19 protein-coding genes are annotated in these 24,006 nt (G+C 72.1%); 13 read left to right on the top strand and 6 right to left on the bottom strand.

Going from position 1 to position 24,006, the window contains the following annotated elements:
• Window positions 1–17: 17 nt before the first annotated feature.
• Window positions 18–2,003: a SpoIIE family protein phosphatase gene (locus ACIRF9_RS44135; RefSeq protein WP_403834777.1), complete on the bottom strand. Its 1,986-nt coding sequence runs from the start codon at window positions 2,001–2,003 to the stop codon at window positions 18–20.
• A gap of 299 nt (window positions 2,004–2,302) precedes the next feature.
• Between ACIRF9_RS44135 and ACIRF9_RS44130 the strand changes: the two genes are divergently transcribed.
• From ACIRF9_RS44130 to ACIRF9_RS44115, 4 genes are all read left to right on the top strand, one after another.
• Window positions 2,303–2,812 (top strand): hypothetical protein, encoded by a 510-nt coding sequence (locus ACIRF9_RS44130; protein WP_403834746.1) that lies wholly within the window; start codon window positions 2,303–2,305, stop codon window positions 2,810–2,812.
• A 17-nt stretch (window positions 2,813–2,829) separates the two neighbouring features.
• Window positions 2,830–3,480, top strand: a complete 651-nt coding sequence (locus ACIRF9_RS44125; protein WP_403834744.1) for a vitamin K epoxide reductase family protein — start codon at window positions 2,830–2,832, stop codon at window positions 3,478–3,480.
• 237 nt (window positions 3,481–3,717) lie between these two features.
• The gene (gene ctaD / locus ACIRF9_RS44120) at window positions 3,718–5,433 is read left to right on the top strand and encodes a cytochrome c oxidase subunit I (RefSeq protein ID WP_403834741.1); all 1,716 of its coding nucleotides are present in this window, start codon (window positions 3,718–3,720) and stop codon (window positions 5,431–5,433) included.
• Between the two features lie 3 nt (window positions 5,434–5,436).
• Window positions 5,437–5,979 (top strand): hypothetical protein, encoded by a 543-nt coding sequence (locus ACIRF9_RS44115; RefSeq protein ID WP_403834738.1) that lies wholly within the window; start codon window positions 5,437–5,439, stop codon window positions 5,977–5,979.
• 38 nt (window positions 5,980–6,017) lie between these two features.
• Here ACIRF9_RS44115 and ACIRF9_RS44110 read toward each other — a convergent pair whose 3' ends face one another.
• On the bottom strand, window positions 6,018–7,691 hold the full coding sequence (locus ACIRF9_RS44110) for a protein kinase (RefSeq protein ID WP_403834735.1): 1,674 nt from the start codon (window positions 7,689–7,691) through the stop codon (window positions 6,018–6,020).
• Between the two features lie 183 nt (window positions 7,692–7,874).
• Window positions 7,875–8,468: a TetR/AcrR family transcriptional regulator gene (locus tag ACIRF9_RS44105; protein ID WP_403834732.1), complete on the bottom strand. Its 594-nt coding sequence runs from the start codon at window positions 8,466–8,468 to the stop codon at window positions 7,875–7,877.
• 153 nt (window positions 8,469–8,621) lie between these two features.
• Between ACIRF9_RS44105 and ACIRF9_RS44100 the strand changes: the two genes are divergently transcribed.
• Together ACIRF9_RS44100 and ACIRF9_RS44095 are read left to right on the top strand one after the other, a co-directional pair.
• Entirely contained in the window at window positions 8,622–9,635 is a 1,014-nt protein-coding gene (locus ACIRF9_RS44100) for a patatin-like phospholipase family protein (RefSeq protein WP_403834730.1), read from the top strand.
• A gap of 1 nt (window position 9,636) precedes the next feature.
• Window positions 9,637–11,136, top strand: coding sequence for a flavin-containing monooxygenase (locus ACIRF9_RS44095; RefSeq protein ID WP_403834728.1), 1,500 nt, complete (start codon window positions 9,637–9,639; stop codon window positions 11,134–11,136).
• Between the two features lie 51 nt (window positions 11,137–11,187).
• Here the strand turns inward: ACIRF9_RS44095 and ACIRF9_RS44090 are convergent, their stop codons facing one another.
• Entirely contained in the window at window positions 11,188–12,543 is a 1,356-nt protein-coding gene (locus ACIRF9_RS44090) for an RICIN domain-containing protein (protein ID WP_403834775.1), read from the bottom strand.
• Window positions 12,544–12,669: 126 nt separating this feature from the next.
• Window positions 12,670–13,368: a DUF4232 domain-containing protein gene (locus ACIRF9_RS44085; protein WP_403834725.1), complete on the bottom strand. Its 699-nt coding sequence runs from the start codon at window positions 13,366–13,368 to the stop codon at window positions 12,670–12,672.
• A 166-nt stretch (window positions 13,369–13,534) separates the two neighbouring features.
• Between ACIRF9_RS44085 and ACIRF9_RS44080 the strand changes: the two genes are divergently transcribed.
• Genes ACIRF9_RS44080 through ACIRF9_RS44070 form a run of 3 tightly spaced genes read left to right on the top strand, consistent with a single transcriptional unit; the run spans window position 13,535 to window position 17,346 of the window.
• Window positions 13,535–15,340 carry an alkaline phosphatase D family protein gene (locus tag ACIRF9_RS44080; protein ID WP_403834773.1) on the top strand — a complete coding sequence of 602 codons (1,806 nt, stop codon included), beginning with the start codon at window positions 13,535–13,537 and terminating at the stop codon, window positions 15,338–15,340.
• A 17-nt stretch (window positions 15,341–15,357) separates the two neighbouring features.
• Window positions 15,358–17,013, top strand: coding sequence for an FG-GAP repeat domain-containing protein (locus ACIRF9_RS44075; protein ID WP_403834723.1), 1,656 nt, complete (start codon window positions 15,358–15,360; stop codon window positions 17,011–17,013).
• 42 nt (window positions 17,014–17,055) lie between these two features.
• Window positions 17,056–17,346 carry a hypothetical protein gene (locus ACIRF9_RS44070; protein WP_403834720.1) on the top strand — a complete coding sequence of 97 codons (291 nt, stop codon included), beginning with the start codon at window positions 17,056–17,058 and terminating at the stop codon, window positions 17,344–17,346.
• 27 nt (window positions 17,347–17,373) lie between these two features.
• On the opposite strand, the gene ACIRF9_RS44065 is transcribed toward ACIRF9_RS44070, so the two are convergent.
• Entirely contained in the window at window positions 17,374–18,336 is a 963-nt protein-coding gene (locus ACIRF9_RS44065) for a helix-turn-helix domain-containing protein (RefSeq protein WP_403834718.1), read from the bottom strand.
• Window positions 18,337–18,606: 270 nt separating this feature from the next.
• Between ACIRF9_RS44065 and ACIRF9_RS44060 the strand changes: the two genes are divergently transcribed.
• From ACIRF9_RS44060 to ACIRF9_RS44045, 4 genes are all read left to right on the top strand, one after another.
• On the top strand, window positions 18,607–21,366 hold the full coding sequence (locus ACIRF9_RS44060) for an AAA family ATPase (protein ID WP_403834716.1): 2,760 nt from the start codon (window positions 18,607–18,609) through the stop codon (window positions 21,364–21,366).
• An 86-nt stretch (window positions 21,367–21,452) separates the two neighbouring features.
• Entirely contained in the window at window positions 21,453–22,277 is an 825-nt protein-coding gene (locus ACIRF9_RS44055; protein ID WP_403834714.1) for an alpha/beta fold hydrolase, read from the top strand.
• A gap of 58 nt (window positions 22,278–22,335) precedes the next feature.
• Entirely contained in the window at window positions 22,336–23,172 is an 837-nt protein-coding gene (locus tag ACIRF9_RS44050; RefSeq protein ID WP_403834711.1) for an alpha/beta fold hydrolase, read from the top strand.
• Window positions 23,173–23,194: 22 nt separating this feature from the next.
• The gene (locus ACIRF9_RS44045; protein WP_403834708.1) at window positions 23,195–23,992 is read left to right on the top strand and encodes an alpha/beta hydrolase; all 798 of its coding nucleotides are present in this window, start codon (window positions 23,195–23,197) and stop codon (window positions 23,990–23,992) included.
• Window positions 23,993–24,006 lie beyond the last annotated feature (14 nt).

Below are 24,006 nucleotides of genomic sequence, written 5' to 3'. Positions count from 1 at the left end.
CCGAGCGACGGGCCGCGTCACTGCGGTCGGGCCATCAACACCGCGACGTCGTCCTCGGCGGGGTGCGGCAGCATCTGCTCGAGGACGGCGTCGCAGAGCGCGGCGAGCGAGCGCGCGGGGTGCCGCAGGGCCCGGGCGAGGCGGTCGAGGCCCTGATCGACGTCGCTGCCGCGGGCTTCGATGAGGCCGTCGGTGTACAGGACCAGCAGGCTGCCCGGGGGCAGCGGCACCGCCTCGGTCCCGAACCGCTGCCCTCCCGTGCCCAGCGGGGTGCCCGGCGAGCCGTCGAGGAAGGTGATCGCCCCGCCGGGCGCCACCACGGCCGGCGGGGGATGACCGGCCCTGGCGACCAGGCATCCACCGGTCGCGGGATCGTGCACGGCGTACACGCAGGTCGCCATCTGGTCCTCACCCATGTCGGCCACGACGGCGTCCAGCGAGCGGAGCATACGGGCCGGACGGATGCCGTGCCGGGCGAGTGAGCGCATCGCCGCGCGCAGCTGGCCCATGACCGCCGCGGCGTGGATGCCGTGCCCCATGACGTCCCCGATGACCAGCCCGGTCCGGTCGTCGGGCAGCGCGATCACGTCGAACCAGTCGCCGCCCACGTCGTGTTCGCTGGCGGGCAGATAACGTCCCGTGAGGTCGAGGCCGGGCACGACGGGCAGCGCGCTGTTCGTCAGACTGCGCTGCAGGGTGAGGGCCGCCGCACGCTGCCGGGTGTACATGAGGGCGTTGTCGATGTTCAGGGCGGCGCGCGCGGCCAGTTCGTCGATGAGGACGCAGTCCTGCTCGTCGAAGGGCTCACGGCTGCGCAGCCGCGTCACCACGACGGCGCCGAGCGTCTTGCCCCGGGCGACCAACGGGATCAGCCTCGCGGAGCCGAGGTTCATGAGGTAGGCGCGCAGTTCGTCGGCGCGGGGGTCGCTGATCAGCGACGGGACGTCGGAGCGGTACAGGTTGGTGGGACGTCCCTCGGTGATGACCCGTTCGTAGAAGGAGCCGCGCACGAGCCGGAACGTCATGCCGGGGAGCAGCTTCGCCGTCGGCGCGGAGGGGTCGGGGAAGAGGGCGGCCATCCGCCGGACCACGCCCTGGGTGGCGGCGGTGGACTCGTCGGGGTCGAGGACCTCTTCGAGGAGCTGCACATCGGCGGAGTCCGCGAGCTGGGGCACCAGCATCGCCACGATCTCCTCGGCGGTCTGCCGCAGGTCCAGGGTGGTGCCGACCCGGGTGCCGGCCTCCGCCAGCAGCGCGAAGCGGCGGCGGGCGCGTTCCGCGTCGCGTTCGGCCTGCTGGCTCTCGGTGATGTCGATGAGGGAGGCGATCAGGCCCAGCGTCCGGCCCGCGCCGTCGAGCAGCGGGGCGTACGAGCACGACCAGGTCCGTTCGCGGTGGGGGTCGGCCGGGGTCCGTCCGGTACGGCGGACGTCGACGACGGCCGTGCCGCGGTCCAGCACCTCGCGCATCGTCGACTCCAGAGCCACGGCGTTGACGCCGGGCACGACCTCCGTCAGCCGTCTGCCGACGTGCTCGGCGGCCGGGACGCCGTTCATCCTGGCGAGCGCGTCGTTGACGCGGAGGAAGCGCAGATCGGTGCCGAGAGTGGCCAGTCCGATGGGCGACTGGCTGAAGAGGCTCTCCAGGGCCGCCAGGGAGTCACGCATCCGCAGGACCTGGGAGGTCTCCACGGCGATCAGCAGGGCCCCGGGGCGTCCCCGCGCGTCGGCGGCCGGGACGATCCACATCTCCATGCGCACGTGATGGCCGTCGCGGTGCCGCACGGACAGCGTGCCGACGACGGTTTCCCCGCCCTGCACGCGGCGCGTCAGCTGGTCGGCCAGGTCACGGTTGCCCTCGGGTACCAGCAGGGCCGACGCGGACCGGTCCAGCACGTCCTGCGGCCGGTGTCCGAGCAGGTCCTGGGCCGCCAGCGACCACTCCACGATCCGGCCGTCCGAGTCCTCCCGCCACAGCGCGATCGGCAGCAGATCGCGCAGCACCCCCGCGTACCCCACGGCTTCCTGGGGCTGCTCCGGCACCTGGCCCGCCGTCTGGGGGGCATCCACCGTACGACCTCCCCGACCGGCGTTATGTCACACAAGCACACCATATCTGGAGGATTTCGACCTTCCGGTGCCGTACCGGCGGTACCCCCGCCTCGCCGGAGGCAGACGCGCCGGGTGCTCCGGGTCTGGGCCGTTCGACCCTAGTCACACCTCCCGCGTCCTGACTTCACTGATCGCGAGATCTCGCGCCCGACGCCGGGATCCGGATGCCGTACGGCGGGAAGGAGTGGCAGATGATCGCGGTGGTGGGCCACGCCGACGTGACCTCGGAGACGCTGCGGCTGTTGGAGGCCGAGCTGGAGGCACTGCTGGAGCGCGAGCCCGACGGCCGGCCGGGAGTGGTGCGTGCCGGGGGCGGCGCCCCGACGGCGTTCGCGCGGGCGCTACGGCAGGCGGGGCGGGACCTGGTCGTGGTGATCCCCACCCGGGGCATGGTGCCCGCCCTGCTGCCGGAGCGGGACCGGGTGCCCACGGGAGAGCTGCTGCTGCTCGCCCGGCAGGTGCGTCTGCTGGCGTACGACCCGGGCGACCGCGACGCGTGCGTCGGCGCCGACGAGGAGATCATCGCGGGGTGCCGACGGCTCGTCGCCGTATGGGACGGTTCGCCCTCCAACGGGCGGGACGCCACCGCGCATCTCGTGGCCTACGCCCGCTCCCGCGGCATCCCGGTGGACGTCCTCTGGCCGCCGGGCGCGACCCGTACGGGCCTGCGCAGCATCAGCGAGGCCGGGACCTCCCGATGACGGGCACCGGAGGACTCATGCGTCCGCGTCGGCCGGACACCGGATCCCCGGAGCACGCACCCGTACGCGAGATCCCGTCCTCGGGCGCGACCGGTGGCTCCCGCGCCTTCGCCTGGCTGCTGATCGTGACCGGATCCCTCGGTCTCCTCGCGGCCTTCGTGATCACCGTCGACAAGTTCGAACTCCTGCGGAACCCCGACTTCGCCCCCTCGTGCAACCTCAGCCCGGTGCTGTCCTGCTCGAACGTGATGCGCAGCCGGCAGGCCTCCGTCCTCGGCTTCCCCAACCCGCTGCTGGGCCTGGCCGCCTATCCGGTCGTGGCCTTCGTCGGATGGGCGCTCCTGGCCGGAGCCCGCTTCCGCCGCTGGTTCTGGCTCGGACTGAACCTGGGCACGCTGTTCGGCGTGGGCTTCTGCATGTGGCTGATGACCCAGGCGCTCTACGAGATCGGCGCGCTGTGCCTGTGGTGCTGCCTGGCCTGGGCGGTCACCATCGCCATGTTCTGGTACACCACCGTGCACAACCTGCGGCACGGCGTCATCCGGGCGCCCCGGGGGGTGGTGGCGGGGGTGCGGGAGTTCCACTGGGTGGTGCCGGTCACCTGGTATTCGAGCATCGTGCTGCTCATCGGGACGCGATTCTGGGACTACTGGCGGACCCTGCTCTGACCCCTGCGGCGAGCGGGGCACGCCGTGTGAGCGGGGCGAAGCCGTGTGAGCGGGGCGAAGAGGGGCCGTTGGGCCCTGGGTCCCGGCCGGTCAGGGGCCGTTCGACCCTATCGGGCCCGCCCACCCCTGCGGTGATCTTGTGTCGGCGGCCGGGAAGAGCCGGTTCGCGGTCCCGCACCCCTGGCTCTTCCCGGTCCGTCCACGTCGAGATGGGCACCAAGGGGAGGACACGATCAGGTGGACGAGGCACGTACGGAACAGGTGGAGACCGCGCGACCGGACGCCGCGGTCCCCGGCGCCGGCGAGGCGTCCGACGGAGCCGGGCGGGGGAGGGAGGGCCGGGCGCCGGTCCGTCCCTCCTGGGTGGAGTGGCTGACGACCACCGACCACAAGAAGATCGGCACGCTGTACCTGGTCTCCGCCTTCGTGTTCTTCGTCGTCGGCGGCGTCCTGGCGCTGCTGATGCGGGCCGAGCTCGCGCGGCCGGGACTTCAGGTGATGTCCAACGAGCAGTTCAACCAGGCGTTCACGATGCACGGCTCGATCATGCTGCTGATGTTCGCGATGCCCCTCTTCACGGGCTTCGCCAACTGGATCATGCCGCTGCAGATCGGCGCCCCGGACGTCGCCTTCCCCCGGCTGAACATGCTCGCCTTCTGGCTCTTCCTCTTCGGGTCGTCGATCGCGGCCTTCGGCTTCCTCACCCCGGGCGGGGCCGCGTCCTTCGGCTGGTTCCTCTACGCGCCGCTGTCGGACTCCGTGCACTCGCCCGGCCTCGGCGCCGACCTGTGGATCATGGGAGTGGCGCTGTCCGGGTTCGGCTCGATCGCCGGCGCCGTCAACTTCATCACCACCATCATCTGCATGCGCGCCCCTGGCATGACCATGTTCCGGATGCCGATCTTCACCTGGAACGTGCTCCTCACCGGCCTGCTCGTCCTCATCGTGTTCCCGGTCCTGGCGGCGGCGCTGTTCGCGCTGGAGTGCGACCGCAAGTTCGGCAGCCATGTCTTCGACGCGGCGAACGGCGGCGCCCTGCTGTGGCAGCACCTCTTCTGGTTCTTCGGCCATCCCGAGGTCTACATCCTGGCGTTGCCGTTCTTCGGGATCGTCTCCGAGGTGATCCCCGTCTTCAGCCGCAAGCCGATGTTCGGCTACATGGGCCTGATCGCCGCGACGATCGCCATCGCCGGCCTCTCCGTGACCGTGTGGGCGCACCACATGTACGTCACCGGCGGCGTGCTCCTGCCGTTCTTCTCCTTCATGACGTTCCTCATCGCGGTCCCGACCGGCGTGAAGTTCTTCAACTGGATCGGCACGATGTGGAAGGGCAGCCTCTCCTTCGAGACGCCGATGCTGTGGGCCACGGGCTTCCTCATCACGTTCGTCTTCGGCGGGCTCACCGGCGTGATCCTGGCCTCGCCGCCGATGGACTTCCACCTCTCCGACTCGTACTTCGTCGTGGCCCACTTCCACTACACGGTCTTCGGTACGGTCGTGTACGCGATGTTCGCCGGATTCCACTTCTGGTGGCCGAAGTTCACGGGCAAGATGCTCGACGAACGCCTCGGCAAGATCACGTTCTGGACGCTCACGGTGGGCTTCCACCTCACCTTCCTGGTCCAGCACTGGCTCGGCGCCGAGGGCATGCCCCGCCGCTACGCCGACTATCTGGCCGCCGACGGCTTCACCGCCCTCAACACCCTCTCCTCGATCGGCGCGTTCCTGCTCGGCCTGTCGATCCTGCCCTTCCTCTACAACGTCTGGAAGACCGCGAGATACGGCAGGCCCGTGGCCACGGACGACCCGTGGGGCTACGGCCGCTCCCTGGAGTGGGCCACCTCCTGCCCGCCGCCCCGCCACAACTTCACCAGCCTGCCCCGCATCCGCAGCGAGTCGCCGGCCTTCGACCTGCGCCACCCGCAGATCGCCGCCCTCGAGTCGGAGAGGTAGGCCGTGATCCAGCCCGTCGCCGCCCTGGGCACCGCGATGCTGACCGTGTCCGGGTGTGTCTGGTACCTGCCGGCCCTTGCCGACGTCCGGGCCGGCGCCGACCGGCCCGACTCCCGGCGCTCCGCCGCGGCCGCCTGCCTGAGCGGCTGGAGCACGACCGGGCTCGTCGCCCTGCTGCTGTTCGTCGTGGAGGCCTGGTGGATGCCCGTCGCCGCGGCCGTCGCCGGAGCCGCCGCCACGATCGGGCTCCGGGCCCGAGCGGCCGTACAGCGGCGGCGCGAGGCGCGACAGACCGCACGCGACTGGGCGGAACTGCGCACCGGCCGCCATCCGACGACCACCGACCACCTGGCCAGGAACGTCGTCGCCGCCCTCCTCACCGGCGGTCTGCTGACGGCGGCGACCACGGCGGCCGTCGAACTCGCCGCAGCCGGGCCGGAGGAGGCCGACTGGCTGTCGGCGGCCGCGGCTCCGGCCGGGATCGTGGGCCTGTCCATCGCGCTCGCGGTCCTCTACGCGTGCGGGGCTCGTCGCCGCGCCGGATGAGATTCCCGGGGAGGTCCGGTACGTCGCCTCGGGCGGCCCTACTCGGCCGTCACGAACCGCAGGCGGCGACGGGCACGGGGCGGGGCGTTCCTGCGGGCGCGGATCTCCTGTACGACGGCGACGACCACGACCACGCCCCAGGCGACCGCGAAGACCCCGGTCTGGCCGTCCTCGTCGAAGGCCAGCCAGCCGAGGCCCGCCCCGGCCAGGGTCAGGCCGGCGGCGGCCAGGAGGGGCGAAGGGCGTCGGTGGCTCAACGCGCGGATCAGGCAGAGCACGCCGAGGGCGAGCAGCGGGGTGGCGAGGACCTCGATGTTGTCGTGCCCGGTGTAGTACACGTCGGAGTAGTCGTCGCTGTAGGAGTCGTAGGAGGACTCGTAGTCGTCGACCGCACCGCCCGCCGTGACGCTCGCCGTGACCAGGGCCCCGGCTCCCCACCACAGGCTCGTCGAGGCGAGGGGGAACCAGCGGAACAGGGCGAGTCCCAGTACGGCGGTGGCCACCCATACGCCGATGAAGGCCTCGGTGGAGTCCTCGTAGACATCCTGGTAGCCGATGCTGACGACACCGGAGACGACCAGGCCCAGCAGGGCGACGGCCCTGCCGGTGGTGAGCGCGAGCCGCCACTTGGAGGGCGCGCCGGCGCCGTCCGCGGCGCCGGAACCGGTCACGCCGGCCCGCTCGCCGGGGGGTGGCGGGACGGCAGGTCTGGGCGGCGTGGGCGCGGTCCGGGTCTCCTGCTGGGCGAGCGCGGTGTGCCCGGGACCTGTCCGGGGCTCGGTGGCCGCGCGGGCGGGCGGGACGGTGGGCGCGGGCGGAGCGGCCGGAGCGGGAGCCGGGGCCGGAGCGGCGGCCGGCCGGGCAGGGACGGCCGCCGGTGCGCTCAGCGCGACGAGAGTCCGGGCCAGCGCGTCCCGCATCTCCGCCGCACTGGCGGGCCGCCGCTCACGGTCCTTGGCCAGGGTGCGGAGCACGAGCTCGTCCACCGCCGCCGGGATCTGCGGGCGCAGCCGGGACGGTGCGACCGGCTCCTGACTGATGTGCTGGTGCATCACCGCGAAGGGGGAGTCGCCGACGAACGGGGGCCGGCCCGAGAGCAGTTCGTACAGCAGGCAGCCGGTGGAGTACTGGTCGGAGCGGCCGTCCACCGGCTGCCCCGTGAGCTGCTCGGGGGAGAGGTAGGCGGGGGTGCCCACCGTCATCCCGGTGGCGGTGAGGCGGGTGGTGGTCTCCGCGACGACCTTGGCGATCCCGAAGTCCAGGACCTTGATGCCGCCCTCGGACGTCAGCATGACGTTGGAGGGCTTGATGTCGCGGTGGATGAGGCCCTGGCCGTGGCTGTGGGCGAGCGCGTCGGCGATGTCCCGGCCGACCGCCAGGGCTCGTTCGACGGTGAAGGGGCCCTCGGTCAGGACGTCGGTCAGGGTGCGGCCCGCGATGAACTCCATGACCAGGAACGGTGTCGTCTCGCCGTCCGTGGTGTCCTCGCCGACGTCGTGCAGCACGGCGACGTTGCGGTGGTTGAGCGAGGCGACGGTGCGTGCCTCCCGGCGGAACCGGACCCGGAACTCCTCGTGCCGGGTGAGTTCCGGCGGCAGCACCTTCACCGCCACCGTCCGGCCCAGCTCCCGGTCCGTGGCCCGCCAGACCTCCCCCATCCCACCGCGCCCGACCGCCTCGGCCAGTTCGTATCTCCCCGCGAGCACCCGCATGGCCCCTGCCCCCTCATGACGTTGGGCAGCCGACAACAGCCCGGCCGCCCGAGTTTCCGCGCGCCCACGATACTGGCGAAAATCCACTCATGGGATATTCCTTGCGATGCCGCACAAATGTGCGCATATCGTGCGCCGTTCGCCCCTGACGGCCGGCGCCGACCCGGTACCGGCCGGCCGGGACTAGCGGTCCAGACGCAGGACGAGCCGCAGGGTGTCGGTCAGTACGGCCGTCGGCACGGACGGGTCGGCGACCCGCTGGACGCCGAGGCCGATGCCCAGGCTGAGCAGGGTCATCGCGGCCTGCTCAGCCGGCATCGCCAGGGACGCGCCCAGTTCACCGGCGAGCGCCTCGAGGAGTCCGGCCAGCGCCTCGCGGATCGCGGTGACGCGTGCCGTGATCTCCGTCCGGAGCTCGTCGTCGTGACGGGCGCCGGTGAGGAACTCCACCTCGAGCATGGTCCAGGTCTCGTCGCCGATGTGCGCCTCGCCCCAGGCGGCGAAGGCGGCCAGGCGATCCTCGGCCCCCGTGTCGCGCATGACCGCCTCCGTGAGCAACGCGAGCTGCTCGGCGCGGATGTCGTCGAGGACGGCCAGGCACAGGTGGCCCTTGCCGCGGAAGTTGGAGTAGACGGCGCCCTTGGAATAGCCGGCCCGCTCCGCGACGTCGCTGAGCGAGGTCACGCCGTAGCCGTCGCGCAGGAACAGCTCCCGTGCGGTGGCGACGAGTTGCTCGCGCGTACGTTCCTGGCTCTCGACGCGGCTGAGGCGGGCCATGTCTCGCTCCCTCTCCCGTCCCGCGCGGTGTTCCGGCTCCCGGCGGCTGCTCCCGAATCCCTCGGATCCTAACGCCGGAACGGGCTGTCCACGGCATTCGGATACCGCTAGTATCCCGATCTCGTCGGTATCCCGAATGGGCGGAGAACCTCAGTGACCGCAACGGGCACACGCACGACCCCTTCCCGAGGACTGGTACTCGGCTGCGGCGGAACACTCGGCGCCGCCTGGACCGTAGGCGCCCTCCACTCGCTCCAGCAGGCTCTGGGCTGGGACCCGCGCCAGGCCGAGGTGCTGGTGGGTACCTCGGCCGGAGCCGAGCTGGCCGCTCTGCTCGGGGCCGGCATCGGCGTGGACGACCTCCTGGCCGCGCAGCTCGCCAAGGAAGGCGCGCGGGCGGATCTGGTGAGGCACTTCGCCACCCCGCCCCGGGCGATCCCGCCGCGGCCCGCGCTCTTTCCCGGATCGCCGCGGCTCACGCGCCTGGCCCTCGGCCGAACGGTCCCCGCGGTGGCGGGACTGTCCGGCCTGCTGCCGCACGGGCGGGGTGACGCCGGCCGGCTGGCCGCCCTCGCCGACGTCCTGGCACCGGCCGGCGGGTGGGTCGCGCATTCCGCGACCTGGCTGGTGGCCACCGACTTCGACACGGGCCGGCGTACGGTCTTCGGACATCCCGACACCCCGCCCGTCGCCCTGCGGGACGCCCTGCGCGCGTCCTGGGCGGTCCCGGGCTGGTTCCCACCCGTACGCATCGACGGCCGCCGCTACGCCGACGGAGGCATCCTCTCCACCGCGTCCGCCGACCTCCTCGTGCCCCAGGGCCTCGACGAGGTGTACGTCCTCGCGCCGATGAGCTCGGTCTCCCCGGGGCCGCGCCGAGGACTCGGCCGGGCCGAAGCGCTGCTGCGCAGGGTCATGACCCGGACCCTCGACGCCGAGTGCGCCGCGCTGCGGGCCACGGGCACCCGCGTCGTCCGGATCGAGCCCACCGCCACCGACCTGGACGTGATGGGCGGCAACTTCATGGACCCCCGGCGCCGCCCGACCGTGCTGGAAACCTCGCTGCGCACCACCCGCGCCACCGTCCGGGACCTCCTCCGCCCGCCCGCCACGCCGGCCGCCGACCCCCGCACCGGACGCCGCCCCGACGCTCGGACAGGAGCCTGACATGCCGCACCCGACCCACCCCGACCACTCCGAGACGGCGGCCACCCGCCCGTCGCACACCGTCGAAGCACTGATCATCGGCAGCGGCCTGTCCGGTATCGGCGCGGCCGTCCAACTGCGCCGGTCCGGCGTGCACGACCTCGTCGTCATCGAGAAGGCCGACGAACTGGGCGGCACCTGGCGGGACAACACCTACCCGGGGTGCGCCTGCGACGTCCCCTCCGCCCTGTACTCCTACTCCTTCGCCCCCAACCCCGAGTGGACGCGTGCCTTCGCCGGCCAGCCGGAGATCCGCGCCTACCTCCGCGACACGGCGGCCCGGTACGGCGTCACACCCCTCATCCGCTTCGGCACCGAGGCGATACGGGCGCAATGGGACCCCCGGACCGCCCGCTGGCACGTCGAGACGAACCGCGGCGACTACACCGCGCGCTTCCTGATCGCGGCGGCGGGCCCCTGGCACGAACCGCTGCTCCCCGACATCCCGGGCCTGGCCGACTTCCCCGGCACGGTCTTCCACTCCTCGCGCTGGCGCCACGACCACGACCTGACGGGCGCACGCGTCGCCGTCGTCGGCAGCGGGGCGTCCGCCGTGCAGTTCGTGCCCGCCATCCAGCCGCGCGTCGCCCGGCTGCACCTGTTCCAGCGCACCGCCCAGTGGGTGCTGCCCAAGCCCGACCACTACGTGCCGCGCGCCGAACGCCTGCTGATGCGCCGGCTCCCGGCGGCACAGCGGGCCCTGCGGAACGCCGAGTACGGGGCCCTGGAGGCCCTGGGCGTGGGCTTCCGGCACCCCTCCCTGCTGCGGGCCGTGCAGAAGGTGGGCGCCCTCCACCTCAGGGCCGCCGTCAAGGATCCGCACCTGCGCCGGGCCCTGACGCCCGACTACACCCTCGGCTGCAAACGGCTGCTGCTGTCCAACACCTACTATCCCGCGCTGACCCGGCCGAACGTCACCCTCCACCCCACCGCGGTACGGGCCGTCGACGGCCACCGTGTCGTCGGAGCCGACGGCAGCACCGCGGAGGTGGACACCGTCATCCTGGGCACCGGTTTCCACATCCTCGACATGCCGATCGCCCAGCGCGTGTTCGACGCCGACGGCGCGAGCCTGGACGACCACTGGAAAGGCAGCCCCGACGCCTACCTGGGCACCACCGTCAGCGGATTCCCCAACGCGTTCATCCTGCTCGGGCCGCACCTCGGCACGGGCCACTCCTCCGCGTACACGATCCTCGAAGCACAACTGGACTACCTGACCAAGGCGGTGCGTCGGATCCGCTCGGCAGGCTGGACGAGCATCGACGTACGCTCCGAAGTGCAGGCCGCCTTCGCCGCGGAGGTCCGCCAGGCGCTGCCGTCCACCGTCTACAACGCGGGCGGGTGCTCGAGCTACTACCTCGACGTCAACGGCCTGAACAGCTTCAGCTGGCCCTGGTCGACGGGGCGGCTGCGCCGCCGGCTGGCGCACTTCGATCCCGAGGCGTACGAGATCGCGTAGGACTCTCCGGCGGCGCGCCCGGGCGCGCCGCCGGAGCAGGGCGGCCGTCGCTCACTGGCCGGAGGCGAGGACGTACGTGTTGAGCGTGCCGACCGTGTCGAGCGGCGTGGGGGAGCCCAGGTCGTAGCGGTCCACGGCGAGGTAGTTGGGCTTCTTGCGGGCGGCGGGCGTGCAGAAGTTCTGCGCGCGGTTGAGGAGTTTGCCGTTGTCCGTCTGGGCGGTGGAGCCGATCGTGTAGTCCCTGAAGTGGTTCATCACGAACAGCGGGTGGAAGGCGGACGAGTCCACGGTCAGCGGCCGGCCGGTGCCCCAGCGGCTGTAGCAGGACCAGTCGGAGTCGCCGAGCCCGCCGCCCATGGACCAGTAGTTCTCCACGGTCCACTCGCGCTGGTACATCACGCCGAACGTGTCACGGGTGGTCCAGCCGTTCGCGGTGTCGCTCGCGCGGGTCCGGTCGCTGAAGATCAGCAGTTGCTTGCCGCGGGCGGCCAGGTCAGCCATGGTCGGCCAGCCGCTGGTCGCCACGCCCTCCTGGTCGGGCCGGTACAGCACGTCGGACAGCCCGCTCACGGAGGCCAGGGAGGACTTCAGCACGTCGGAGGAGGCGTAGTCCTCGAGGAACACGGTGACGAACTGACCCGGGTTGGCCTTGAGGAAGTCGACCATGCGCTGCAGGTCGGTGGCGAGCGGGACGGGGCTGCTCACGCCGTCGCAGCTGTTGTGGCACAGCACGGCCCGTCCGGAGACGGTGTAGTCGTCCAGCATGAAGGCGCGGACGCCGTCGCTCAGCTGCCGGGTGATGCCGTAGTTCTGGTTGGGGAACAGGCTGACCGGGAACGAGGCGAAGTTGCCGTCGACGCCGTTGGCGAAGGCGTTGTGCGCGGTGAGGAATGTGACCTGGTCCAGGGTGCGCGTGTCGGCGGAGGGGATCGCGGTGGTCGCGTACGCCACCGGCGTGAGGTACCAGCGGGCGAGATCGCCGGCGGAACCCAGCTGCACGGCGCTGGAGTCGGACGAGGACCCGGTGAGGTACTGCGAAGTGCCGGGGACGCTCACGGTGTAGGTGCTGTTGGCGCCGGCGGTGATCGTCCACACCGTGCCTTCCGACCCGCAGGCGACGGTCACCGCGGATGTGCCGCTCCGGCCGAGGCAGGTGCCCGACTCGTCGGCGTTCCGCAGCTGGTGGCCGCCGTCGACCGCGACCGGGGTCCACTGCTGGTGGTCCTCGTTGCCCTTGGGGTTGTGCGCGGCCACCGTGCCGCCGCTGTCGGCCGCGTTCAGCCCGGTCGTGTAGTTCTGCAGATAGACCGAGTAGGCGGGTACGGCGGCCGACGCCTGTCCGGCGGACAGGACGGGCAGGGTCAGGGCGAGCGCGGCGGCGCCGCACAGGGCGCGCAGGGGGCGCAGATGCACGCGGGTTTCCTTTCACTCCGGCACTCCGTGATGGCAGAGGCATGACATATCGAAAGTGCCGGGTGTTGCGCCAGACGTCGAGTCCGAACGCACAGCAGAAATCCGAGAACTGATGATCCGTCAGCCCGAGGGTGCGAACGCCTTCAGCCGTACGCCGGTGTCGCAGATGCGCACCGCCTCCTTCTTCCCGCCCGAGGCCGTGAAGGCGGGGGTGAGGGGACGGGACTCGCCGGGCGGGACGATGTCGAGGCCGGTGATCGCGTCGCACTCGTCGAGGCTGGTGAAGGTGAGCGCGGCGGAAGCGGAAGCGCCGGGCTCGAGGGTGAACTTCGCGGCGTCGGCGACCGACCCGGCCCAGTCCACCGGAAGCTCGACCCGGCCGGCCTCGCCGACGAAAAGGAGGGACGGGAAGCCCCGCACCGTGCAGGAGCCGTCCCCCTTGTTGGTGATCACGACCGAGGCGCGGCCCTGGCCGGTGCCGCGTGCCACGGCCCTGAGGTTCGTCGTACGGCAGTGGTCCGCGGCGGCGCTGGGGAGGGAGTCGGCACCGTAGAGCACTCCCGCGGAAGGGGACGCTCCGTCGCCACTGTCACCGCTGGTCCCGCCGGAGCCCTCGTGCCCGCCGTCGCCCGACGAGCCGCCGGTCTGCGCACCGCCGTCGTCCGCCGTACCCGACGCAGCGGAATCGGAGCCGCTTCTCGGTATGTATCCGGCACCGGGTGACGACGAGGCACTGGACGGCGAGTCGGGATCGGACGAGCACCCCGCCGTGCCGACGAGGAGCAGCACCGCCACGGCGGAGATCATTGGTCGGCGCATGGCTCCTGCTGATGGTTCGAACGGATTGACGGACCCGGTCTCGTGGCAGTGAGGATATTGCATAGAATCCTCGATGATCACGTTCACCGGCGCTGCGCACCGCACCGCCTTTGGGGGGAAAGGCACACGGGTGCAATCGAGCGACGGCGACACCGGCGCCAACGGGATGCGTCGGAGGCGGTTCCTGGGCGCGGGAGCCCTCACGCTGGGGGCCACGGGCGCGGTGGCCGCGGGGCAGTTCCTGCCCGCCTCGGCCTCCGTGGGAGGCGCGGCGGCCACGGCCGGTGCCGGGGCGGAGGTGAGCGGCACGGTCTTCAAGCTGGGCGTCGCCTCGGGCGATCCGCTGCCCACCGCGATCGTGCTGTGGACCAGGATCGTGCCCGCGAACCAGGGCAGTTCCGGCATCCTGGCCCCCACCGTGGCGGTGACCTGGGAACTCGCCTCGGACAGCGGCTTCACCACCATCGTCAAGAGCGGTACGGCGACGGCGAGCAGCAGCCTCGGCTACAGCGTCCATGTGGACGTCACGGGCCTGAGCGCGGCCACCGACTACTGGTACCGGTTCAAGGCGCTGGGCCGCACCTCCATCACCGGCCGGACCCGCACGGCCCCCGCCGCCGGCAGCAGCCCCGAGAACCTGCGGATCGCGCTCGCCTCCTGCCAGAACTGGCAGCACGGCTACTTCACCTCCTACCGGGACATGCTCGAACAGCGCCCGGACCTGGTGCTGTTCGTCGGTGACTACATCTACGAGAGCTCCGCCTACTCCTACCGCGTACGCCGCCACGAGGGCACGGGGCAGCCCGTCACGCTCGCGCAGTACCGTGCCCGCCACGAGCAGTACAACACCGACCCCGACCTGCAGGCGATGCGCGCCGCCGCACCCTTCGTGGTGGTCTTCGACGACCACGAGGTGGAGCAGGACTGGGCCGGTGACGTGGCGAACAACCCCGTCGCCTGGCCCGCGGACAAGTTCCGGGCCCGCCGGGCGGCCGCTTTCCAGGCCTTCTACGAGCACATGCCGATCCGGGTCGCGCAGAAGCCCTCCGGCCCGGACGTCCTGATGTACCGCAAACTCGACTTCGGCTCCCTGGCCAGGCTGCACGTCCTGGACACCCGGCAGTACCGCGACGACCAGGCGAGCACCCCTGAAGGGGCGCTGGAGACCGGCCGCGTCATCATGGGCGACACCCAGCGGAACTGGCTGCTGGACAGCATGCGTTCCTCCGGCGCGCGATGGAACCTGGTCGCCTCCCAGGTGATGATGGCCGAGACCGACTACCTCGCCGGTGTGGGCAAGGAGTGGTCGTACGACGCCTGGGACGGCTACCAGAAGGAACGCGCTGCCCTGCTCGCCGAGTTCCAGGACATCCGCAACCCCGTGGTGCTGTCCGGCGACCGGCACCGCACCATCGTCAGCGACCTCAAACTGGACTTCGAGGACCCGGACTCGGCCGTGGTCGGCGCGGAGTTCGTGGGCACCTCCATCTCCAGCAGCGGCGACGAGGATCTGACGGCCTTCGCCGCCGAGTGGCAGCCCAAGCTGGCGGACAATCCGCACTGGAAGATGATCGACGCCCGGCGCGGCTATCTGCTCCTCGACCTCACCGAGGACGGCATCGACGCCCGGCTGCGGGCGATCTCCACCGTGATGACCAGGAACGGCACGACCACCACGGCCGCGACCTTCCGGGTGGAGGACGGCGTACCGGGCGTGTACCAGGTGGGCGTTTTGACCGAGACCTCGGCGAGCGCGGAGGAGTCGCAGGAGCCGACGGACACGGCCACCCCTTCGGACAGCGCCGCCTCCTCGGACACGGCCACTCCCTCGGACCCGGCGACGACCGATCCGGCGGACCCGACGGACGAGCCGGACTCCTCCACCGAGCCGGCCACGGCCGAGAGCACGGCGACCGAGCCCACGTCGTCCTCCTCCGCCGACTCCACGGGCGACGCCTCCATCACCCCCTGACCCTTCCGGGAGTAAACGTGTTCACCACCCGACCCCGGCGGCGCGACGGGAGCCACGGACGCCGACGCCCCCGTGCCCTGAAGGCATCGGCGCTGGCCGGCACCGCGGCGATGCTCGCGGCGGGCGCCTTCGTACTGCTGCCCGGCGACGCGGGCGCGACCACCCCGGCGCGCGGCGACTTCGACGGAGACGGTACGTCCGACCTGGTCTACCGCAACGTCGCGGGCCGGCTCTACGTCAACACCGGCTCCGCCGAGACCATGGCCCTCGACGCGGACGTCGCCAAGGTCAAGGACGTCCTCACCCCCGGAGACCTCGACTCGGACGGCGTCCAGGACGTGCTGACCCTCAGCCCGACCGGCGTGCTGTTCTTCCACAGCGGCATCTACGCACGCACCCCCGGCGGCCTCGGCTCGTACCGCACGGTCGCGTCCGGCTGGCAGATCTACAACAAGGTCGCCGCCCCGGGGGACATGAACGGTGACGGCAAGGCCGACCTGGTGGCCCGCACCCCGGCCGGCACGCTCTACTTCTACCCCGGCAAGGGCACCGGCGCCTTCGGCAGCCGCGTGACCATCGGCACCGGCTGGCAGCAGTACGACGAGCTGATCGGCGCCGGTGACCTCAACGGCGACGGTGTCGGAGACCTCCTCGCCCGCACCCCCGCCGGTGTCCTCTACCGCTACCCGGGCAAGAAGGGCGGCACCTTCGGCACCCGGGTCAAGGACCCGAAGACCGACTGGGCGTCGTACAACCAGATCATCGGCGGCGGTGACTGGGACGGCAACGGCAAGACCGACCTGCTGGCCCGGGACTCCGCCGGTGCCCTGTGGTTCTACGCCGGCAACGGCAAGGGCACCTTCGGCACCCGGTCCGCCCGCAGTAAGGCGTGGGGCAAGGTCACGCAGTTCGCGGGCGCCGGCAACAACCCGCACTTCGGCAAGTTCGGCATCATGGCCCGCACGTCCGCCGGAAGCGTCTACGGCTACCAGGTCACCGGCACCGGCACGCTCACCGGCAAGCTTCTGGTCGGCGCGGCCTGGCCGTCCTCCACCACCCGCCTCGCCTACGCGTCCTCGCTCCGCCAGAACGGCCTCGCCGACCTCGTCGTGCAGTCCATCAGCAGCGGCCAGTTGACCAACCCCGCGTTCTACGCCCTCTCGGACCCGAAGCTCGCCACCGGCTCCACGACCTACAACCGGTTCGTCGGCCCCGGCGACGTGACCGGCGACGGCAAGGGAGACCTGCTGGCGGTGACCACCACCGGCACGCTGTACCTCTACGCGGGCGACGGCACCGGCATGAATGTCGCCGGCCGCGTCAAGATCAGCACCGGCTGGGAGCGCTACAACGCCCTCGTCGGCGGAGGTGACGTCACGGGCGACGGCCGCCCCGACCTGCTGGCCCGGGACACCGCCGGCGTCCTGTGGCGCTACGCGGGCACCGGCAGCGCGTCCGCCCCCTTCGCCGCCCGGGTGAAGGTCGGCACCGGCTGGCAGCAGTACAAGAAGCTGTTCTCACCCGGCGACGCCAACGGCGACGGCAAGGCCGACCTCATGGCCACGAACTCCTCCGGCGCCCTCTACTTCTACGCGGGCACCGGCACCGGGGGCTTCAAGTCCCGGGTGAGCAAGGCCAGTAGCGGCTGGAGCGGCTGGGCCGACCTGCTGTGAGACGGTGATCTCGCCGACGAGCGGTGAATTATGATCTTGGTCATGACTGTGCAGAACTCCGACAGGACCCTTTCCCGCAAGCAGAGACTGCAGGAGAAGCAGCGCCGGCAGCTGTCGGTGGTCGACACCGTGGACAAGGCCGAGGCCAAGGTGCGCAAGGCGGAGGTCGAACTGGCCGTGGCGGTCACCGAGGCGGTACAGGTGTTCGGCGACGAGCATGCCGCGTCCGAGGGGCTCGACATGCCGGTCGAGGCGATCCGCCGCTTCCTCGACCTGGCCCAGGCCGAAGCGGCCGCCGCCGACAACGCCGCCGAGGTCGTCGGCACGCCCTGAGCTTGGTGAACGACGAGTTCGAAGCGGTCAGCGGACCTGGGAGTGTCGCCGCCACTGGGTGGGGGTGAGCCCGTAGGCCCGGTGGAAGCGGCGGGAGAAGTGGGCGGGGTGGCTGAAGCCCCAGGACCGGGCGATCGCTTCGACGGTGCGGTGGGCGTGCTCGGCTGCCGCCAGGTCGTTGCGGGCCCCCTCGAGCCGGCGGCGGATGATCCATTTCTCGAGGCTCAGTCCGCCTTCCTCGCACAGCCGGTAGAGGGTCCGTACCGAGACGCCGTGCGCCCAGGCGATCCGCTGCGGCGTGAGGTCCGGCTCGGTCAGGTGGGCGCGGAGGTAGGCCAGGACGCGGGTGAGCAGCGTCTCCTGGGCCACCTCCCTGCGGGTGTGGTCGTGTCCGGCGACCGACACGATCAGGGCGCGGGTGAGGTGCACGGTGGCGGCGGCGAGCGCGTCCGCCTCGGGCGCGCCGCTGATCCGGTCCGCATGCCGGCGCAGCCCGCGGATGTGCTGCAGCAACAGCGACTCGACGGGACTGTGCCGCAGCAGAGGGATCGCGTCGCGCACCGTGTCGACGGGCAGGCCGAGTTGGGCGATGTCCACCGAGAAGGCCACGGAGCGTCCGGTTCCCGTCCACCCGTACTCGTGTGACACGACCATGTGGGGCGTCAGCCCGATGCCCTCCGCCCCCAGCTGCCGCTGGTGTCCGTCGCACCCGAAGGCGCCCGTGCCGAACCCCTCGGCCTGCGTCATGACCGAGACGCTGTCCACCAGTTCGCGGCGCGCCTTGCGGTAGGAGCGAACGAACCGTACGCCCGTGCCACGGGTGTCGAACAGGGTGAGCGGCCCGATGTGCCAGACCTCGAGCCTCTTCCACATGCCGGCCGCCGACTCGTCCTCCTCGACCGTGTCGACGCCGCCCTCCCGGGCCACCACGTTGCGCAGGGCCTCGTACCGGTCGGCGACGGGCAGGTCGTTGGTGTCGAGAACCAGCACGGCGCTCCCCAGGCTCCGGTAGCGGCTCTGTCGCCGCTGCTTCCCCGGGGATCAGTCTCCGCTGCGCCGGGCATTCTCGACAAAGCTGAATGTATGGGGCACCTGACTCCGCGGCTCCGGTACACGGCCCGCCTGCGGCCGTGGGCGCGAACGCCATGGCACACAGGGACCAGGCTCTGGCACGCACGGTACAGCCGGTGGCGTACGCCCATGCCAAGCTCCCCTTCACCAGAGCTTCACACGACCTGGTCACCGCGAGGGGTGTTGCGCGTGCGTTTGGCAGGACGTTCCCCGGAGCGCCACCGGCTCGACCGCCTCATCGCCGACCTGCGCCAGGGATTGAGCGGTGTCGTGCTGCTCAAGGGCGACGCCGGCGTCGGCAAGACCGTACTCCTCGACCACGCGGCCGCCGAGGCAGCCGATCTGCGGGTGCTGCGGCTGGCCGGAGTGGAGGCCGAGGCGGACTTCGCCTTCGCGGCCCTGCACCGGTTGCTCGTCCCGTTCCTCGCCGGATTCAAGGAACCCGGCAGGCTGCCCGGGGCCCAGCATCAGGCGCTGCTCGTGGCCTGCGGACTGGCCGAAGGCCCGCCCGCGGACCGGTTCCTGGTGGGGCTCGCGGTCCTCACCGTGCTGGCGGAGGCCGCCAAGGAGCGCCCGCTGCTGGCGTGCGTCGACGACGTCCAGTGGCTGGACCGCGATTCCCTGGAGGTGCTGGCGTTCGTCGGCCGCCGGGTGCATGCCGAGAGCGTCGGTCTCGTTCTCGCCGCACGCACAGGATTCGACGTTCCGGCGGGACTGCCCGTCACCGAGGTCGCCGGGCTGGACGAGGCGCACGCGCTGGAGGTGCTGCGTTCGGTGGTCACCGGGCCGCTGGATGCCGGGGTCGGACTGCGGATCGTGGCCGCGACGGGCGGCAACCCGTTGGCCCTGACCGACCTCGGGCGGGAACTGTCCGCGCAGCAGCTCTCCGGCGCGCTCGCGCTGCCCGACCCGCTTCCCGTGGGCAGCGGACTGGAGGCGCACTACCTCCGGCAGGTGGGCGCCCTGCCCGCGCCGACGCGCACCTGGTTACTGCTGGCGGCCGCCGAGCCGTCCGGATCCCTCGGATACATCGCCGCGGCGGCACGGACGCTGGGGATCGGCGTCGACGCCTCCGCACCGGCCGAGGCCGCGCGGCTGGTGCTGCTGCGGACCACCGTCACCTTCCGGCACCCGCTGGTGCGTTCCGCGGTCTACGCCGGCGCCACCAGCGTGGAGCGGCGCCGGGTGCACCGGGCGCTGGCCGAGGTGACCGACCGCCCTGCCGACAGCGACCGGCGGGCCTGGCACCGCGCCGCGGCCGTGCCCGGTCCCGACACGGCCGTCGCCGACCAGGTCGAGCGGGCGGCGGACCGCGCGGGAGCGCGGGGCGGGCACGCGGCCCGTGCCACCTTCCTGGCCCGGGCGGCCGAGCTGACACCGGGGGACGGCGCGCGCGCCCGCCGCCGGCTCGCGGCGGCCGAGGCGGCCCTCACGGCCGGCGCGTCCTTTCAGGCGAAGGCCCTGCTGGACGCCGTCGACACCGGCCTCCTGGACGACGTGGCCCGGGGCCGTGCCCTGCTGGTGCGGGCCGGCGTCCTCAACGGCCTGGGCGAGCCCGACTCCCACGCCCGGGCGGCGGCGCTGAGCCTGGCCGCCGCGGTGGCCTTCCGGGACCGGGCTCCGGAGCTGACGCGCGAGGCACTGCTGCGGGCCGCCCAGTGGACGCTGACCGCCCGGCACCGGGCTTCGACGACGACGGCCGCCGAGATCGCGGCCGCGGTCCTGTCCCGCCCCGCGGGCTCCGTCCCGGCGACCCCGGTCGACCACCTGCTCCACGCCTTCGCCGTGCTCGCCTCCGACGGCTACGAGCAGGCCGTTCCCCAGCTGCGCCGAGCCGCGGACGCGCTGCTGGCGCCCGACACCCCCGACGAGGCGATCCTGCGCGGATACCTGCTGGGCGTCTGGTTCACCACCCTCCTGTGGGACCACGAGGCCCGCACCACCCTGCTGCGGCGCGCCGACACCGCGGCCCGCCGCAGTGGCGCCCTGACGCATCTCAACGCCGTCCTGTTCTGCCGGTGCATGGCGGAGACCACACAGGGGCATCTGGCCGCGGCCGACGACCTGGTTGCCGAGAGCCGCCAGATCCTCACCGCCATGGGCGCGAACGCCATCCAGGGGCAGATCTACCAGAACCCCGAACTGCTCGCCTGGCACGCGGACCAGGACCGCGTCCACGCACTGCTGCGCCGTTCGCTCGACGCAGCGGGAGCGCTCGGCAACGGCGCCATGGAGACCCTCGCCCACAGCGGCGCCGTGGTCCTGGCGCTGGGCCACGGCGACTACACCGGGGCACTGCCGGTCGCCCGGGAACTCATCCGGCGGGACACGCTCGGACTGCACTCCCGGCTCCTGCCGTCCCTGATCGAGGTGGGAGTCCGCTGCGGTGACCGCGTACTGGCCGCCGCGGCCCTGCGGACGCTCGCGTCCCGCGCGACGGCCGCCGGAACCCGTTGGGCCCGCGGTGTGCTGACGCGGTCACAGGCCCTGCTCGCGCCCCGGGGCGCCGCCGAGCCGCTGTACCGCCGGGCCGTCGAGCTGCTGTCCGGCCCGGACACCGTCTCCGACCTGGCCGTCGCCCACCTGCTCTACGGCGAGTGGCTGCGCCGGCAGAAGCGCCGCAAGGACGCCCGAGAGCACCTGGGGACGGCCCTGGCCATGTTCCGCGACATGCGGGCGGCGGCGTACGCCGAACGCTCCGCCCGGGAACTGGCCGCCACGGGAGAGCACGTCTGCGCGGCACGGGCGGGGACGACGAGCCCCCTGACCCCGCAGGAGCTGACGATCGCCCGGCTCGCCGGGGGCGGCGCGACCAACGCCGAGATCGCCGCCCGGCTGTTCATCAGCGCCAACACGGTGGACTACCACCTGCGCAAAGTCTTCCGGAAGCTGGATGTGACCTCCCGTCGGCAGCTCTCCCACGCCCTGGAGGTCCGGCCGGAGTCATGACTACGAACGCCGCGTGGTTCGCGTGCCCCACCCGCAGGTGAACGATCGACGAACCGGAAAGATCCCCTGCAGCCAGGAGTGATCCCATGCCCTTCGTCACCGCAGCCGACGGAGCACAGATCCACTACAAGGACTGGGGCCAGGGCCGCCCGGTCGTGCTCAGCCACGGCTGGCCGCTCAACGCCGACAGCTGGGAGGCGCAGCAACTGTTCCTGGCCACCCACGGATACCGCGCGATCGCCCACGACCGCCGCGGACACGGCCGTTCCGAGCAGACCTGGAACGGCAACGAGATGAACACCTACGCCGACGACCTGGCCGCGCTCGTCGACACCCTCGACCTGCGCGACGTCACGCTGATCGGCTTCTCGACGGGCGGCGGCGAGGTCGCCCGCTACATCGGCCGGCACGGCACCGCCCGCGTCGCCCAGGTCGTCCTGGTCTCCGCCGTACCGCCGCTCATGCTCAAGACCGACGACAACCCGGGCGGGCTCCCGGTCGAGGTGTTCGACGCGATCCGCGCCGGCTCGCTGGCCGACCGCTCGCAGCTGTACCGCGACCTCGCCGACGGGCCGTTCTTCGGCAACAACCGGCCCGGTGCCGACGTGTCCCAGGGCATCCGCGACGCCTTCTGGCGCCAGGGACTGCAGGCCGGGCACAGGAACGCCTACGAGTCCATCGCCGCCTTCTCCGCCACCGACTTCCGCCCGGACCTGGACGCCGTCGACGTGCCCACGCTCGTCATCCACGGCGACGACGACCAGATCGTGCCGTTCGAGGTGGGCGGCAAGGCGTCGGCGGCGCGCATCAAGAACGCGGTGCTGAAGGTCTATCCGGGCGCCCCGCACGGCATCACGGACACGCACAAGGAGCAACTCGGCGCCGACCTGCTCGAGTTCCTCGACTCCTGAATCGTGATTCCTCGACTCCTCGACTCCTCGACTCCTTGACCCCGGAAGGAACCACCCGATGATTCCCGAAGGCCATCCCCGCCGCCGTGTGCTCGGCGGCCTGATCGCGGCGGGCGGCGCCCTCACGCTCGGCACCGGCGCACCCGCAGCCGCCGCGCCCGCCGCGGCCGGCGCCCGCACCGGCGGCAGCACCGGAGCGACCGTCGTCCTCGTGCACGGGGTCTTCGCCGACGCGTCCGGCTGGAACGCCGTCACCGCCCGGCTCCTCAAGGCAGGGCACCAGGTCATCGCGCCGGCCAACCCCCTGCGCGACCTGGCGGGTGACTCCGCGTACGTCTCCAGCGTCGTCGCCACCCTCTCCGGCCCGGTGATCCTCGTCGGCCACTCCTACGGCGGCGAGGTCATCACCAACGCCGCCCGCGGCCACGCCCACGTCAAGGCCCTCGTCTACGTCGCCGCCTTCGCGCCCGACGAGGGCGAGAGCGCGCTGCAACTGGCCAAGACGTTCCCCGGCAGCCAGTTGGAACGGGCGCTGACCACTCGCCCGCTGCCCGGCGGGAACGACGTCGACGGCTACATCGATCCGGCGAAGTTCCACGACGTCTTCGCCCAGGACCTGCCGCACGCCACCACCAGCGTGATGGCGACCTCCCAGCGGCCCGGCAGTCTCGGAGGACTGTCCGCCCCGAGCGGTGTACCGGCGTGGAAGAGCCTGCCGTCCTGGTACGTCGTCGCCGGCGCCGACCGGGTCATCCCACCGGCCCTCCAGCACTTCATGGCCGGGCGGGCGAAAAGCAGGACCGTCGAGGCCAAGGGCGCGTCGCACGTCGTGATGATGTCCCGGCCCGACACCGTCGTACGGCAGATCCAGGCCGCGTACCGCGCCACCCGCTGACCCCCGACCGAGGAGCGCAGCCATGAGCACTCCGGACACCATCGTCCTCGTCCACGGCTTCTGGGTGACCCCCCGGAGCTGGGAACACTGGATCGACCACTACAAGCAGCGCGGCTACCGCGTCCTCGCGCCCGCCTACCCCGGCTTCGAGGTCGAGGTCGAGGCCCTCAACGCCGACACCACCGCCATCGAGAAGGTCACCGTCGACCAGATCCTCGAGACCCTGGAGACCCTGGTCCGCGGCCTCGACAAGCCGCCCGTCCTGATCGGCCACTCCGCCGGCGGCGTGTTCGTCCAGCTCCTGCTCGACCGCGGCCTCGGCGCGGCCGGGGTGGCGATCTGCTCCGCGCCCACGGAAGGCGTCGCGGTCGTACCGCTGACGCAGATCAAGGCGGCCTTCCCGGTGCTGAAGAACCCCGCCAACCGGCACCGTGCGGTCGGCCTGACCGCCGAGCAGTGGCACTACGCCTTCACCAACACCTTCCCCGAGGAGGAGTCGAAGGCGCTGTACGAGCGGTACGCGATCCCCGCCTCCGGAGCCATCTTCTGGGACAGCGCCCTGGCCACCCTGCGCCCCGGCCACCAGAGCACTTACGTGAACTACCACAACGACGACCGCGCACCCCTGCTGTTCATCTCCGGCGAGAAGGACCACCTGATGCCGCCCAAGGTGCAGCAGTCCAACGCGCGGCACTACAAGTCGAACACCGTCACCGAGGTCAAGGAGATCCCGGGGATGCCGCATCTGCTGCCCGCCGCGCCCGGCTGGGAGGAGGTCGCCGACCAGGCCCTCGACTGGGCCCTCTCGCACACCCGGTAGGCCGCACGTCCGGG

It is taken from the genome of Streptomyces sp. NPDC096132 (assembly GCF_044763345.1).
Taxonomy (GTDB): Bacteria; Actinomycetota; Actinomycetes; order Streptomycetales; family Streptomycetaceae; genus Streptomyces.
The sequence above is the reverse complement of the archived record's forward strand: the minus strand, read 5'-3'. Positions and strand labels throughout refer to the sequence as shown.